Here is a 13,236-nt window from a genome sequence, read left to right as displayed (position 1 = left end):
CTAACTCACAGAACTCAACTCTCTTACCAAGGCTAGTCCCTAGCCTCATGGTTCCTATTGAACCGCTTTTAGTCCCTTATGTAGGATATTAACGGCTGCATTAATATCACGATCATGATGCGTCCCGCAGTGAGGACAAGTCCATTCACGAATTTCGAGTGGTTTCCTACCACTTTGAAAACCACATTTTGAACATTGTTGACTGGTATAATTAGGGCTCACCACTATAAGCTGTTTGCCATACCACTGACACTTATAATCTAGCATGGTTCGGAACTGGTACCAGCTGGCATTAGCAATCGACTTGGCCAGGTGATGATTATGCATCAGATTCTTGACTTTTAAATCCTCAATCACAATCACGTCGTAGACTTTGACCAACTGAGTCGTCAGTTTGTTTAAGTAGTCTTTACGCCGATTAGCCAACCTTTGCTGGTAGCGCGCCTTGATTTTTCTGGCGCGTTGCCAGTTTTGGTAGTCATTGAGTTCCAGCTTAATCAAGTGAGCTTTATCATGGTTCCACTGAATCACGTTAACCTTGGCTTGACGTTTACGACGGTCAAACTTTCGTTGCCACGTAATTCCTTGTTTTTCCTCCCAGGGCGCTTGAAATTTAGGATACTTCTGACCGTTAGAGGTAATTGCTAGGTCAGCCACTCCCAAGTCGATACCCACTTGAACCCCCGTTTTAGGAAGTGACTTAGGTTCCGGAAATTCAACTTGTAAACTCAAATAGTAACGTCCCGTAGCGTCGTGACTGACGGTGTAGCGCTTAATTTGACCATCAACTAACTGACCCGTTTTACTAGTCTTGATACTACCAAGTTTTGGTAATTTGACGCGATGTTTAGCCACCACTAACTGTTTACTGGCAGGAAATCGGCCGGTGTACGCCTGTTTAGCTGACCGGCGTGATTTAAAGCGTGGTTGACCACCGCGATGCTTGAACAGCATCGAAAAAGCTTGCGCTAACTGATGATTTACGACCTGCAGACTTGTTGAATCACTTAGTTTGAGAAAAAGATATTCAGTTTTAAGCGTTTTGAGCAAATTATTCATACCATATTCATTGATGAAGCGACTACCCGGATTGTTTTTATACCGGGCCTTGGCCATCGCTAACATTTGATTCCAAACAAAGCGATTATTGCCAAACAATTGCCATAGCTGGCCCTCTTGAGCTCGAGTCGGGTACAGACGGAGCTTGATGCCTTTCAGCATTGGATCACCACCTTTCGCGAAGCCTATCTCATTAGTTATTCAAGTAACTGATCCAATGTCAGTATACAACCACTTTACTAGTAATACGGTTTACAAGTACACGAAAAGGTTAAGGCGATTCATCACGTCCTTAAAAGAACGTGTCTTCTCGCCCAAATATCAATAAATTCTGGATCAATCGCGAGTCTAATTTCGGGCTCGGGAACCCATTCACCATCTGTTCCATCAATCGCCCTACCAGATATTACCTTCACGACAGTCAAAAACGGCCATCAAGTCAGCCTCATCCTGACCTGATAACCGTTTTATGAACTAACTCAGTTTACACGAGGCGGTAAGCGTAAGCGACGCCTTGCTTATCAACCTTCGCTAAGGACGTGTGGTAATCGCCCATCACGCTCTTACCGTTAGTCGAGTTGTCCAGTCCCACCATGAAGCCCATTAGGCGAACGGCCAGCGCAACCTTTTTAGTCCGTGACAGCTTTTGCTTCGCGAGATAATCCATATCTAGCTTGCCGTCGACCTTCGTGAATACCTTGAGAGTTTCGCCGGTCTCCGTGTTCATGATTGTCTTACTCTGGAACCGGAAATTACCGGGTTCCTTGTAGTTCAGATGCCGGGCCGCACCCAAGCGCATCATGGCTTTTTTCTTGGTCGTGGCCTTGAACTTCAACGTCCCGTTCTTGGACCAGGCCTTGACCGCCTTCTTCCAAACGCCCCGGTAATATTTCGAAGACGTCGAAATGTTGTACGTAATCGTCTTGGTTGGGAAGAACGCATAACTTGGCGTGATGGTGGCCTTCGCCGAAGCCGTGGTCGTCCCGGCGAACAGCCCCGCCGTCATGACACCCAAACTTACTGCGACTAACGCCAAGAACCGACGTCCTACTTTAAATCCCCGTTGTTTCACTCTAAACACTCCATTCTTAGAATATGTAATCTGGTCACAACCATTGAGGCCATTATACAAAGTGGAGATGTCATAATTTGGCGCGCGCCAACCAAATATTAATTATTTTAATTTTTTTTGTAAGAAAACAAAACCTTCCAGACAATCACCCTAATTATCTGGAAGGTTTCTGTGAACTACTCAGCCGTAAACGACCGAGCTTCTGGGAACATTGAGGAGTGTTTAGGCTGTTATGCACGCAAGCATAATTGAATTCCTTGAAACAAGGATAATCCCATTTCTTCAAATGTCGCTTGAGCCTCTTCCTTTAATTCTGAATCGGTTCGTAAAATAATTCTGGCTCTTTTCGGTTCTTGCACAGCCGACTCACCTCTTTCAATTGGACTGATACCAACGTCAAACTAAATGTACATCAATTCATTATCGGCGCACAGAAAAGCCCCCAGGGCGGTTAAACCGCTCCCGGAGGCCACTAATCGTTTAATTGATTTTTATTGGAATTGCATCCCACCGTCAACGATCAACGTTTGACCGGTAACGTAGTTGGAATCCTTGCCCGCCAAGAAGGCGACGGCGTTGGCCACGTCTTCTGGTTCGGACAGCCGCTTCATGGCGATGTCCTTGGAGAAGGTTTCCATGCCCCATTCGTCGCTCTTGCCGGCGTTTTGGCCAACTTCATGGGCGATATCGTACATCATTGGCGTCTTCACGATACCCGGTGCAAAGGCGTTGACCGTGATGCCTTCTTCGGCTAAATCACGGGCCGTGGTTTGGGTAATCCCCCGGATGGCAAACTTAGTCCCACTGTACAGGGCCAGGTTCGGGTTCCCCACAACACCGGCTTGCGACGTCGCATTGATGATCTTCCCACCATGACCGAACTTCTTGAAGGCTTGGTGTGCGGCTTGCGTGCCCCACAGAACGCCCCCAACGTTGACGGAGTAAACCCATTCGAAGTCTTCGGGCGTAATCGTGTCGATCGGCGTGGTTGGGCCTAAGCCGGCGTTGTTCACGATGACGTTGAAGTCACCGAACTTTTCGCTGGTGGCATCCACAGCGGCAAAGACTTCGTCGCGTTTGGCTACGTCCGCCTTTAAGGCCAGGGCTTCCCCACCAGCCTTAACGATTTCATCGGCCACGCGTTGAACCTTGTCCAAGTGACGACCAACTAATGCAACGGCAAAACCATCGTTGGCCAACCGCTTAGCGATGGCTTCCCCAATTCCTTGACCGGCACCGGTCACTAACGCAACTTTTTTCGACATATTTAAGCCCTCCGTGATTGTTTGTGAAGTAGATAACGTTTTATCAATATCGAAAGTATACTGGGACTTTGTTCAAAAATCAAGCCAAAAGTGTGTAAATAAGTTTCATCGTTCTAATTTATGAAAGGTTAGCGGCAATTGACTGAGCGGCCATTAAGCCCCGGTTGACGGGGAACTAGCCGATTCAGTTTCATCAATTTTTCAAAAATGTAAGCGTAATTATTGTGAACAAATTATATTTTCCTTAACTCGTCAGGGACACAAAAAGACGCGTTAGCCCCACCCATACGAGTGCGGTCAACGCGTCTTTAATTAATCAGAATTTAGTGGTTCGGTCACCTACGCGGTAATCCGCAGATTACTTCAAAGGCTTCCATTCCCAGTTGTTAACTTCTGGTAAGTCAGTCCCGACTTCACGAATGTAAGCCGTGTGCTTAGCCACCATGTCATCCATCCGTTGAACGAAGTAAGCGCCCTTAACAGCGTATTCTGGGATGTCATTGACAGCTTCCTTAGCCAAGTCGAAGCGATCCAACTGGTTAAGAACCCGCATGTCGAATGGCGTGGTGATATCACCGTTTTCACGGTAACCATGAACGTGTAAGTTGTGGTTGTGACGGTCGAAGAACAGACCCTTGATCATGTCTTCGAAGCCATGCCATGCAAAGATGATTGGCTTGTCAGTCGTGAACAGACGATCAAATTCTTCGTCAGAGATTGCCCGTGGGTCCAACTTAGGCGAACGCAACTTCAGAATGTCGACCACGTTGATAAAGCGGATCTTCATTTCTGGGAATTCGTCGTGCAACAGGGAAATCGCAGCTAAGGATTCCCAAGTTGGTTCGGTACCAGCAGCGGCAAAGACGATGTCTGGTTCTTGACCTTGGTCGGTCGAAGCCCAGTCGATGTAGCCTAACCCGTTGTTGACCAGGTTCGTGGCTTCATCAATCGTGAACCATTGTGGACGTGGGTGCTTGGAGGTCACAATCAAGTTGATCTTGCTGCGACTCTGGAAGGCCACGTTCCCAACGGCTAACAGGGTGTTGGCATCGGCTGGCAAGTATTCGCGGATTAATTCCGGCTTCTTTTCAGCCAAGTGCGTTAACATACCTGGGTCTTGGTGAGTGTAACCGTTGTGGTCTTGTTGGAACACAGTCGAAGTGTCGACAAAGTTCAAGGATGGGTAATCATGACGCCATGATTGTTCGCCCGCCTTACGCAACCACTTCATGTGTTGCGTCAACATGGAGTCAACGACCCGGCCAAAGGATTCGTAAGTGGCGAAGAACCCGTGACGACCAGTCAGAACGTAACCTTCCAACCAACCTTCAGCTTGGTGTTCGGACAATTGTGAATCGATGATCCGGCCTTCGTGAGCCATGTTTTCGTCGTTTGGTTCGTGGATGTCTTCCATCCATTGACGCTTCCCATAATCCAGAGCAGCATAGAGCCGGTTGGACTTGGTTTCGTCAGGGCCAAAGCCACGGAAGTTATTTGGATTCAACTTCATCATTTCGGCCAGGTAGTCAGACCAAACTAACATGTCTTGGGCAATCGTCTTACCGTGTTCCTTAACGTCAACGGCAAACTTCTTGTAGTCAGGCATCTTCAATGGTTCTGGCTTGATCCCACCGTTCGTGATAGGGTTCATGGCCATCCGTTGGTCACCCTTAGGCGCCATGTCACGGATTTCTGCCTTCACAGAACCGTCTTCGTTAAAGAGTTCTTCTGGCTTGTAAGACTTCAACCAGTTGACCAATAAGTCGGCGTGTTCCATGTCACCAGCAGCAACTGGAATTGGCACTTGGTGAGCCCGGAAGGACCCTTCGATTGGGTTACCGTCCAAGTCGTGCTTAGGACCAGTCCAGCCCTTAGGAGAACGGAAGACGATCATTGGCCATTGTGGCAACGTTTCGTCGTTGTTTTCCCGAGCGTTCTTTTGAATAGCTTTGATCTTTTCGATGGCTTCGTCCATGGTCTTGGCCATGTCTTCAGTCACCCGCATGTAGTCAGTATCATTTTCGTCGATTTCAACGAAGTGAGGTTCCCAACCCATCCCGGTAAAGTATTCGGTCAATTCCTTGTCGCTCATCCGCGAAAGAATCGTTGGGTTAGAAATCTTGAACCCGTTCATGTTGATGATTGGCAGAACCGCACCATCTTTGATTGGGTTGATGAACTTGTCTGAGAACCAAGAAGCAGCCAATGGGCCAGTTTCAGATTCCCCGTCACCAATTTCAACGGCGGCGATCACGTCTGGGTTATCTAAGATTGCACCAGTTCCGTGAGACAAGCTGTAACCAAGTTCCCCACCTTCGTGGATAGAACCTGGCGTTTCAGGGGCAGCATGGGAAGCCACACCACCTGGGAAGGAGAATTGCTTGAATAAACGCTTCAAGCCTTCTTCGTCCTGCGAGATGTTTGGATAAATTTCACTGTAGCTACCATCAAGATATGAGTTAGACACCATAACTTGGCCACCGTGACCTGAACCTTCAATATAGAACATGTTCAAGTTGTACTTTTGGATGACCCGGTTCAAGTGAGCATAGATAAAGTTTTGAGAAACGATAGTTCCCCAGTGCCCAATAGGCTTAATTTTGACATCGTCAGAAGTTAAGTCGCGCTTTAACAGCGGGTTGTCACGCAAGAATAATTGACCTACAGAAAGGTAATTAGCTGCGCGCCAGTACTTGTCAACGCCTTCCAAGTAAGCCTTGGAGTCGAAGTTTGTATTTGCTGCCATGTAATTAACACTCCTTCTTTGAAATCGTAACTGCATCTCTAGTTGATAGAAAATGTCGTAAAATTTATCTCGTATAAATCCCGGGACGCTTTTTACAATTCCTATAATACCGTGTTTTGAGAAAAAGTCAACCTTTTTGTAAATTGATACGGTCCAATTTAAATAAAAGTAGAACCATCGACTCGCCACACCCCCATTATCCCAAGAATCCGGGGTAAACGCGATGAAAATGCCTTGGTTGCCGTGACTTTTTCTTAGCTGCGCCAGGTGACAACTATACCAATTATGTTGATGGTCTAGATATGTTAAGGATTACAATCATTACCGGTTGTAGACCAGCGCAAAAAGGACCAGGTCGCTGGGACCTGGTCCGGAGGAATATTCTATGGGCGCTGTCTGCGACTTTTGAAACGTGCTCCCACAGGCAGCCGGCTCCGCTTAACCCCGCGGGTACTTGTACGGCCACGTCATCTGCGGCTTCTGAAACGTGCACTTTAGCGCAGTCAGTTCCGCTTAACCACACGGCATGTTTATAGCCACGCTATCTGCGACCTCTAAAACGTGCTCCCACAGGCAGCCGGTTCCGCTTAACCCCGCGGGTACTTGTACGGCCACGTCATCTGCGGCTTCTGAAACGTGCACTTTAGCGCAGTCAGTTCCGCTTAACCCCAAAAGGGCAAGTATCCTTAACCCGGATACTCGCCCTTTTGACGTTAATGCTCGCTGACTACCCGCGCTAAAGTGCACTCTCTATTCTTCATCCAACGACACAAAGGTGTTATAGTTCAAATATCGGTAATGCAACCGCATGTTCGAGACCTCAAACGGCGTCCCGTCGTCCAGGAAGAAAATTCCTTCCATAATGCCCACCGGTTCGACCGGCTTTAACTTCAATAAGTCCTGATCGTCCGCCGTGGACGGGGCCGCCTGAATCGACATGAACGACTTCGTGACCACCTTTCCCTGACTTTCCAGGTAATTAAAGATGGAACTCGCCACGGTCTGTTGGGACAAGTTCGGGGCAATCTTAATCGGAATGTACCCCGTTTCAATCATAAACGGCTGATCATTAAACAGCCGCAACCGTTTGATCTCATAGACGAAATCGCCCGGCGATAGGAATAGGTCCTGTTGGATTTCTTTACTGGCCGGCACCACGTTGAATCCCAGTAACCGAATGCCCGGCGTGTTGCCCGCCGACTTCATACTATCGGTAATTCCTAAATTCGACCCCTCATATTGAAAAATTGTTTGGTTTTTCATATATAATGGGTTTATAAAGGTCCCGGAACCCCGTTTTTTAAAAATGATGCCCTGATTAGCCAAAATGCTCAACGCCCGCTTCACCGAGCTCCGGCTGACGCCATAAGCTTCACTAAGGCTCCGCTCATCGGGTAACCGTTTATTGGGAAATTCATTTTGGTGGATCCGCCGCTTTAAATCGCGCATGACCTGTCGATAAACTAAATCTGCCATGATATCTCCTCATTACTCATTCACTAGACGCTTCACTGGTGTAAAGTATAGCAGGTTTTGCTAAGGGTGTCTGCTTTTTCATAAAAACTGACCGTTCCAGTTCATTTTAAAGTGCGGTCCAATTATAAATATTATTAAGAAAGGGACGGAGGATTCTCTCCGTCAATCAGGTATTCCCATGTCCAAAAAGAAAAAAGCTAAACGTCTCCACAAAACGCTCGTGGAACAGATCCTCGATAAAAATAAAATTGCCTATCAACAATACGAATTCGCGACCCACATGGCCGGCGATACCGCCCAGATGGAGGTCGACCACGCCGCCGTTGACGAACACCACATCTATAAAACTCTGGTGCTTAGCGGTAACGTCACCGGTCCGTTAGTCGGCGTCTTGCCGATCGACGAACACCTCGACGAAAAGAAACTCGCCAAGGCCTCCGGCAACAAAAAGGTCGACATGATTCCCCTGAAGAACCTGGTCAAGACCACCGGTTACGAACACGGCGCCAACACGCCCGTCGGTATCTGGGAGAAGAAACAGTTCCCCATCTTCATCGATAACACCGCGCACGAACAGGGGCAGATTTTGGTGTCTTCCGGGCAGATTGGCCGGTCGGTCGAAGTGAACGCCGACGAATTAGCCGGTCTAGTTCACGGGACCTTCACCGACCTGTTGGAGTAACCGATGACCGTCGACTACGCGTTACTCGCCAAAAACCTCGCGTTGATTGTGTTTTGGCTCCTGGTCCTGCCGGGGGCCTTTATTGCCCTTTTGACCGGCGTCAACCGCAATACCAAGCAGTACCTGGCCAACGGCTTCGGCATCAACAGCGAGCTCTACCTAGGCTTTATTGGCATCTTTTTTCACGAACTCAGTCATTTAATCGTCGCGCTCCTCTTCGGTCACCACATCACCCAATTTCGCCTCTTAAAACGGCCCCATCCCCACCAACGGACCGCTAACGGGGAGAAGGACCTCGCGTTGGGTTACGTGAACCATACCTGGAACCAAAGCAGCTGGTACCAAAGCACGGGGAACCTCTTTATCGGTATCGCCCCCATTTTCGGGTGTAGCCTGGTCCTGTTGGGCTTAACGGCGTGGCTGTTACCCGACCTCTTTAGCGGCCTGGTCACGGTCGTTAGTCAGCCCCTGAACCTTCACTGGGAGGGCCTCCGTGAAGTCGTGGTGGGCGCGCATGACCCCTGGTGGCATTGGCTACTGATGGGCTTACTCGCCATGAACATCAGTGTCGGGGGCTTCGACCTCAGTAGCGCCGACTTCGCTAATTCCCAGATGGGCCTAATCGGGTTCATTATCCTGATCATGGTCGTGACCGCCGGCTGGACCCTCATCGACGGGGCGACCGGCTGGCTCCGGGGGGTGGCCGTGGTCATGACCCTGTTGACCGTGGTGCTCACCTGTTCGCTGCTGATTTCTCTGGTGACCAACTTCTTCGTGCGCATCGTCCTTCACGTAAAATGGCATCACTAACGCAGCTAATGCCGGCTGCAGTAAACTAAACTCGAAAGGAGGCGGCGGCCCTTGACCGCACCCACGATTACCATCACCAACCTCATTTGGAGCTTTGACCGCACCACCCAACACGTCAACCTGCTCCTTTTAAAGCGCGACCAGGCCCCCTTCAAGGCCTACTGGGCCCTACCCACCACGACCATGCGGGACGACGAAAGCGCCGACGCGGCGGCCTTACGGTTGGTCCGCGAGAAGATTGGCCTGGCGCTAGACCGCCTGCACACCGAACAGTTAGCCACCTTCACCCAGCCGCAGCGCACCCCCGGTCCCCGGGGCGTGGCCTTGGCCTACATGACCTTCTTACCGGAAATGCCGCCCTTAACACCGGGCTACGGCGCCAGTGCCGCTAAGTGGTTTCAATTCGCTGACACCCCGACCGCTTACCAGCTCCAAAACGGGACGGCCGCCTTCACCACGCCCACGAGCGACCAAGCAACCTACTATGCGACGCAAACAACTCGGACCACCACGCCGCTCACGCAACTGGCCTTTGATCACGACTGGATGATTGCCATGGCTAGCCAGCGTATCCGTAACAAGCTCGACTACCAGCCCAACATTCTCCTGACGCTGGGCCCCACCTTCACGTTACGGGAGGCCCGCACCGTCTTCGCCACCTTCTTGCGGTGTCCGCTGAATGCCCTGGACAACTCGAATTTCAAGAAAAACCATCGCCAGTTATTTACCGCCGTGGGGACCACCACCGCCAAACGTGCGGGGCGACCGGCAACCCTTTATCGGCTAAACTATCTTCCCTTGACAAACGCGTAGAATCCGCCTATATTTAGGCCTAAGTTAAATAAAAGTGGTTTCTACTTTTATTTTAATGAGATAAAAGTCAATATTACTTTTATTATAATTCTGGGGAGGATTTTTATGTCGAAATCAAAATATCATCTATTGTTTGTGGTGGGGACGGCCTGGCTCTTTGATGCCATGGACGTCGCCATCCTCTCGTTCATCATGCCCCTGCTGAAGACCGAGTGGCAGCTGTCGCCCGTTCAACTGGGGACCGTGGGGGCTGCTACGTCCGTGGGGATGATCATCGGGGCGTTGGTCTGTGGCTACCTCGCCGACCGGATTGGCCGTAAGCGGGTGCTGATTTACACCCTGGCCCTGTTCTCGTGCGGGAACCTTGCCTTGACTCTGGCTCCCAACGTCACGATTTTTATCCTGATTCGCTTCATCACGGGGATCGGTCTCGGGGGCGAACTACCCGTGGCGGCCACGTTGATCGCCGATAGTTACCGGGGCACCCAGCGGTCGCGGATGCTGGTGATGGCCGATAGTTTCTGGGCCATCGGCTGGATTCTGGCCTCCGTGCTGGCCTTTGGCGCCATGCCCGTCATCGGGTGGCGGTGGACCGTGCTGATCACCGCGCTGACCGTCCTGTACGCGTTACCCTTACGAAAACACCTACCGGATACGCCGGTCAAGCCCATGGTCAAACCATCCTATAAGGTATTATGGCAACCGGAACACCGCCAACAAACGTTGCTCCTAAGCGCCCTGTGGTTCATCGTGATGCTGACCTACTACGGTATGTTTTTGTGGTTACCCAGTATCCTGGTCCTTCGCGGGTTCCCCATCATTCATAGTTTCAACTACACCCTGCTGATGAGTCTCGCCCAATTACCGGGCTACTATTTAGCCGCTTACCTCATGGGCAGATTACGACAGAAAACCGTCCTGTTAATTTACTTATGCGGCACCATCGTCAGCGTGCTGGCCTTCAGCATGGCAACTAGCAATTCGGCAATTCTGGTCAGTGGCGCCTGGTTATCATTCTTCGACCTGGGCGCCTGGGGGACGTTGATTGCCCTGACACCGGGGCAATTTCCCCAAGCCATTCGGGGAACCGGAATGGGCACCGCACAATCGATTGGGCGGGTCGGCGCCACGATTGGCCCGTACCTGGTCGGCCTGTTGATTCAATTGAAGTTCTCCATCAGTACCGTTTTAGGGTTGTTCGTAGTGTTACTGATCTTCGGGGCCCTGCTGTTAGCCGTGGGGGTCGTGGATTCCACGGTCCCGTCAAAGGAGGCCGCCGACCATGACGCTAAGTCCGAAACGACTCACTGAACGACTCGCGACCTTCCTTGAAGAGGACCTCGCCACCGGGGATCTTAGTACCAGCGCCTTACCACCCCAAATGGTGCACGGTGATTTTACGGCCAAGCGCGCAGGAATTCTGGTAGGTCAGTGCATTCCCGCGGCCGTCTACCAGCTCTTAAGTTCGCAGGCGACCTACACCCCGACGGTTCCGGACGGGACGTTGGTGTCAGCCGGGACCGTCGTGGGCCACGCGACCGGTCCCGCGACCACCCTATTAGCCGGTGAACGGGTGGTCCTCAACCTAATGCAACGCATGAGCGGCATCGCCACGGCCACCCATTTGGCCGTAGACGCCCTCAACGACCCGTCCATCGGCATCCTGGACACCCGTAAGACGGCTCCCGGTCTCCGCTTATTCGACAAATACGCCGTGCAGTGTGGCGGCGGCCTGAATCATCGCATGGGGTTGTACGACGCCGTGATGCTCAAAGATAATCATTTACGCTTGATCACCGATCTCCCCGCCACGGTGCAGCGGTTGCGGCAATTGATTGGCCCCACCAAGTTGATCGAAGTCGAGGTGGAAACCTTGGATCAGCTACAACTCGCCATCACCAGCCACGTCGACATGATCATGTTCGATAACCAGTCGCCCACGACGGTGCGGGAGTGGCGTCAGCTGGTTCCCCCGACCATCCAAGTCGAAGCGTCCGGTGGGATTACGCCCGCCAAATTACCGAGCTACGCGGGCACCGGCATCGACTTCATCTCGTTGGGTTACCTGACCAATAGCGTTCAAGCGCTCGATATTTCCTTTAATTTAACGGATTGATTCTTTCATGACTGGTCAGCCAACCTGATTGGATCACAAAGGGACGTCACTGCTTCGGTGACGTCCCTTTACGATCCAAATTGGTTGTTGCCAACCCCGAATTTAGACCGACAAGTGGTAATGATCACCATACATCGTCCATTTCAGGGGGCGCCGTAACGCGAAATTTCGTTGGCGAATCAATTGGCGTTGGACGGTCAACCGCGAGAGGTCGTGATGCGCGGCCTCCTGACGCATCACCCCTTGGCGCACCCGCAAAAAGGCCCGTAGATAGGTGGCGGGATTGCCGCCCTGGGCTGGGGTTCGGGCTAAGTGCCGCGCCCGCCGCCGAATTCCGCCAAAACTGGTCGCATCGTGACCGGGACCATGGACCACCAGAGCATCGTAGTAAATATATTGGCCCAATGGTCCCAAGTCATCGTCCCGGGCGGCCCGCAACGCCGGGTGCAGATACTGCTGATTCAAGATGTCATCCTGCGCCCTCACAAATTGACGATCCGTCGCAGCCCGGCGCCAAGCGGTTGCGAATGGCTGTCCTAGGCCCCGATGACTAGCCGTTCCTTGCACCCGTTTCAAAGCTGGCAGAAATTGGTTCAAGTCATTTCTGGATCGTAATTGCCGGTAACGTAGCACCACTTGGCGTAAATCCCCGTTTCCCGTGGTGAACCCGATGATGCCCGCAGTGTATCCCCGACCATCCCCAATGTCTTGAATATACCGGTACTGCCGTTGATACGCCGTCGTCGAGTTCTCGGCACTACTCACTAACGCAAACGTGGTTGCCCGTAATTGTCCGCTCTGAATCGTTCGGTGCGCCTGATAACCCACCGGTGAGCGGTGAAATACCAGCCACCCCACTATAACCAGCACACCGATACCCACGAGACTCCGCCACCAAAATCGTTTTTGCATGGTTCTCCCCTCCATTTACTCTTAGCATACTAGTTTCCCGTGATTTCTCAGGTTTACCGGTCACATTTTAGTTAAACTTATCAGATTAAGCGTTTTCACAGTTTAGTCTCCCCAGGACGAGTTTTCCATAACACTTTTTTGAAAGCTTAAGCGACCGTTTTCATTTATATCTATGGGGTGAACGACCCCCTAAATCCTTGAAATAAACCGATTACACAAAATACTTTTAAACCTGAATTATTCATACCTTCCAAAAAAGTCGTCAGTTTTCATGTTTTTCAAAAA

General features: G+C 50.9%; 12 protein-coding genes. 5 read left to right on the top strand and 7 right to left on the bottom strand.

Going from position 1 to position 13,236, the window contains the following annotated elements:
* Window positions 1-54 precede the first annotated feature (54 nt).
* The 6 genes from FD38_RS04590 to FD38_RS04570 form a co-directional block, all read right to left on the bottom strand.
* Complete coding sequence (locus tag FD38_RS04590; RefSeq protein ID WP_057731733.1) at window positions 55-1,221, bottom strand: RNA-guided endonuclease TnpB family protein; 1,167 nt, start codon at window positions 1,219-1,221, stop codon at window positions 55-57.
* A 322-nt stretch (window positions 1,222-1,543) separates the two neighbouring features.
* Window positions 1,544-2,131: a hypothetical protein gene (locus FD38_RS04585; protein ID WP_162254313.1), complete on the bottom strand. Its 588-nt coding sequence runs from the start codon at window positions 2,129-2,131 to the stop codon at window positions 1,544-1,546.
* Window positions 2,132-2,361: 230 nt separating this feature from the next.
* Window positions 2,362-2,490, bottom strand: coding sequence for a type II toxin-antitoxin system RelB/DinJ family antitoxin (locus tag FD38_RS12955; protein ID WP_186811339.1), 129 nt, complete (start codon window positions 2,488-2,490; stop codon window positions 2,362-2,364).
* A 132-nt stretch (window positions 2,491-2,622) separates the two neighbouring features.
* A complete protein-coding gene (locus tag FD38_RS04580) occupies window positions 2,623-3,396 on the bottom strand; it encodes a (S)-acetoin forming diacetyl reductase (RefSeq protein ID WP_057731728.1) in 774 nt (257 codons plus the stop codon).
* 358 nt (window positions 3,397-3,754) lie between these two features.
* Window positions 3,755-6,142, bottom strand: a complete 2,388-nt coding sequence (locus tag FD38_RS04575) for a phosphoketolase family protein (protein ID WP_057731725.1) — start codon at window positions 6,140-6,142, stop codon at window positions 3,755-3,757.
* A gap of 750 nt (window positions 6,143-6,892) precedes the next feature.
* Window positions 6,893-7,618, bottom strand: coding sequence for a GntR family transcriptional regulator (locus FD38_RS04570; protein ID WP_057731722.1), 726 nt, complete (start codon window positions 7,616-7,618; stop codon window positions 6,893-6,895).
* A 178-nt stretch (window positions 7,619-7,796) separates the two neighbouring features.
* Between FD38_RS04570 and ybaK the strand changes: the two genes are divergently transcribed.
* The 5 genes from ybaK to nadC all read left to right on the top strand — a co-directional run bounded on the left by ybaK (window position 7,797) and on the right by nadC (window position 12,039).
* A complete protein-coding gene (gene ybaK, locus FD38_RS04565; RefSeq protein WP_057731719.1) occupies window positions 7,797-8,300 on the top strand; it encodes a Cys-tRNA(Pro) deacylase in 504 nt (167 codons plus the stop codon).
* A 3-nt stretch (window positions 8,301-8,303) separates the two neighbouring features.
* Window positions 8,304-9,110: a hypothetical protein gene (locus FD38_RS04560; RefSeq protein WP_057731716.1), complete on the top strand. Its 807-nt coding sequence runs from the start codon at window positions 8,304-8,306 to the stop codon at window positions 9,108-9,110.
* Between the two features lie 51 nt (window positions 9,111-9,161).
* Window positions 9,162-9,923: an NUDIX hydrolase gene (locus FD38_RS04555; RefSeq protein WP_057731713.1), complete on the top strand. Its 762-nt coding sequence runs from the start codon at window positions 9,162-9,164 to the stop codon at window positions 9,921-9,923.
* Window positions 9,924-10,028: 105 nt separating this feature from the next.
* The gene (locus tag FD38_RS04550) at window positions 10,029-11,234 is read left to right on the top strand and encodes an MFS transporter (protein ID WP_057731710.1); all 1,206 of its coding nucleotides are present in this window, start codon (window positions 10,029-10,031) and stop codon (window positions 11,232-11,234) included.
* A complete protein-coding gene (gene nadC / locus FD38_RS04545) occupies window positions 11,206-12,039 on the top strand; it encodes a carboxylating nicotinate-nucleotide diphosphorylase (RefSeq protein WP_057731706.1) in 834 nt (277 codons plus the stop codon). Before FD38_RS04550 ends, nadC begins: the two co-directional genes overlap by 29 nt.
* Window positions 12,040-12,141: 102 nt before the next feature.
* Here nadC and FD38_RS04540 read toward each other — a convergent pair whose 3' ends face one another.
* A complete protein-coding gene (locus FD38_RS04540; protein ID WP_057731704.1) occupies window positions 12,142-12,951 on the bottom strand; it encodes a chitosanase in 810 nt (269 codons plus the stop codon).
* Window positions 12,952-13,236: the final 285 nt, after the last annotated feature.

It is taken from the genome of Levilactobacillus zymae DSM 19395, from assembly GCF_001434115.1.
In the GTDB taxonomy this organism is placed as follows: Bacteria; Bacillota; Bacilli; order Lactobacillales; family Lactobacillaceae; genus Levilactobacillus; species Levilactobacillus zymae.
Note: the sequence above shows the minus strand (reverse complement) of the source record. Positions and strands in the feature narration are given on the sequence as shown.